Below are 2,149 nucleotides of genomic sequence, written 5' to 3'. Positions count from 1 at the left end.
GGGCGGGGGGCCTGGACCGTATATTTACGGCGCCGGTGCTCGGAGGCGTTGGGTTGGCCGGAGATTGGCGCCACAAATACACGTCAGCGTCCAGGCCCCCCGCCCCTGCACCCCCGCCCCCTCCCGTCTCGTCGGCGACCCGCCGCCCGGTGGCCCCCTCCCACCTCCGGTCGCCAGTCCGCCCCTCGGCGGCCCCCGGCCCGGTGGGGCGGTCTCCGGTCCGCCCCTCGGCGACCCCCGGCTCGGTAGGGCGGTCTCCGGTCCGCCCCTCGGCGACCCCCGGCTCGGTAGGGCGGTCTCCGGTCCGCCCCTCGGCGGCCCCCGGCTCGGTAGGGCGGTCTCCGGTCCGCCCCTCGGCGACCCGCGGCTTGGTGGGGCGGTCTCCGGTCCGGCCCTCGGCGACCCCCGGCCCGGTAGGGCGGTCCCCGGTCCGCCCCTCGGCGGCCCGCGGCCCGGTAGGGCGGTCTCCGGTCCGCCCCTCGGCGGCCCCCGTTCGGTGGGACGCGTCCCCGGTCCGGCCCTCGGCGGCCCCCGGCTCGGTGGGGCGGTCTCCGGTCCGGCCCTCGGCGACCCGCGCCCGGTCGTCGGCTCGCGTCCCGGTGGCCCGGCCCTGGTCGTCACTCCGCCCGTCGGCGGCCCGGCCCCCCGTCCGGTTGTCAGCCCCCGGGCCGGCGGCCCGCGGCTCGGCTGGGCGGTCGGCGGTTCGCCCGTCAGCAGCCACCGGCTCGGCCGGGCGGTGCCGATCGCGGACGTGCCGACCGGTGGCTCGTCCGGAGGCAACATCAAGGGCGGCCTCGGCCCAGTCATCCTCGGGGGCCGATGAGGAGGGTTCCGCCACGTCAAGGGCGGGGTCGGCCCAGTCCCCTTCCCCGGCGTCGGCAGTCCCCGACCGGCCTTCCGGCGAGGACTCCGACTCGCGGTAGGCGCGCTCGTTGGCCAGTGCCAACGCCTCGTCGACCTCGCGGTCGAGCGCGTCGGCGTCCCCGGCCCTGGGGTCCCGGTGCGTCATCCGGCCGACTGCTCGGGCGTCTCGTCCTCGGCGGCCCAACGAGCGGCCAGCGCGGCGGCCTTGGCGGTCGCGTCCGCCAGCGCCTCCGGACCGCCGCCCCGCTGGGCCGCCGCATAGCCGACGAGGAAGGTGGTCAGCGGGGCAGCGGGCCGGGCGACACCGTGCGCGGCGTCACGGGCCAGGTCGAGGAGGGCGGTGGTGTCGACATCGAGGTCGATACCGAGTTCCGCCTTGACTGCGGCAATCCATTCGTCCAACACGTTTCCATGCTCCCTGATCCTCGTACGAGCTGTGGTGATGTCCTGCCAGGTGTCGCAGTCGAAGGACGCGCTGGGGTGGTGGAGCCGGCCGAGGGTCAGCTCCGTGGTGAGCAGCCGGAGCGGAAGCCCGCCGAGGTCGCCGTGCTCGGCGGCGAGGAGGGCGATCTCCCGACGCAGCGGCTCGGCGCGGTAGGCGGCGACGAGGGGCTGCTCACGGCCGTCGGAGTCGGTGAGCACGACCCCCTCGGCCTCTCCGAGGCCAGCGAGGAGGGCCTGGACGGTCTCGGCGGTGAGGAAGGGCAGATCGGCGGAGAGTACGAGAAGAACGGGAGCGGTGGTGTGCCGTACGCCCGCGTCGACTGCGGCGACGGGGCCGCCACCGGGCGGCTCCTCCCGCGCCCACCGCACGGGCCGTACGGTGGGCCTGCGCGGCCCGACGACGACGGTCTCCCCGGCACCGCGACAGGCGCCCAGCACCCGATCGAGCAAGGCCCGCCCGCCCACCCGCAATGCGGGCTTATCCACCCCACCGAGCCGCCGAGCGGCACCCCCGGCCAGGATCACAGCGTCATACGCACCTGGAGTCACCCCACGAGTATGGCCCCCTGAACCCACAGGCTCCGCCCCTCGTCACCGGACACTTCACACACCGCCGACCGCTCCCCTCACCACCACCGCCAAACCAACGACCGACCGGGCCAACGGGCGGGCCGCCGACGGGACCGGGGACGCGTCCCACCGAACGGGGGCCGCCGAGGGCCGGACTGGAGACCGCCCCACCGAGCCGCGGGTCGCCGAGGGGCGGACTGGCGACCGGAGGTGGGAGGGGGCCACCGGTCAGGGGGCCGCCGACGAGACGGGAGGGGGCGGGGGTGCAGGG

At 76.9% G+C, this 2,149-nt stretch carries 2 protein-coding genes; one reads left to right on the top strand and one right to left on the bottom strand.

Annotated elements, in window-relative coordinates; all coding sequences use genetic code 11:
• The first annotated feature begins 496 nt into the window (after window positions 1-496).
• A complete protein-coding gene (locus ABZS71_RS35530; RefSeq protein WP_356216972.1) occupies window positions 497-823 on the top strand; it encodes a hypothetical protein in 327 nt (108 codons plus the stop codon).
• Window positions 824-1,005: 182 nt separating this feature from the next.
• Here the strand turns inward: ABZS71_RS35530 and ABZS71_RS35525 are convergent, their stop codons facing one another.
• Complete coding sequence (locus ABZS71_RS35525; protein WP_356216969.1) at window positions 1,006-1,857, bottom strand: NTP transferase domain-containing protein; 852 nt, start codon at window positions 1,855-1,857, stop codon at window positions 1,006-1,008.
• Window positions 1,858-2,149 lie beyond the last annotated feature (292 nt).

The organism is Streptomyces sp. NPDC005393 (assembly GCF_040606675.1).
GTDB lineage: Bacteria > Actinomycetota > Actinomycetes > Streptomycetales > Streptomycetaceae > Streptomyces.
Note: the sequence above shows the minus strand (reverse complement) of the source record. Positions and strands in the feature narration are given on the sequence as shown.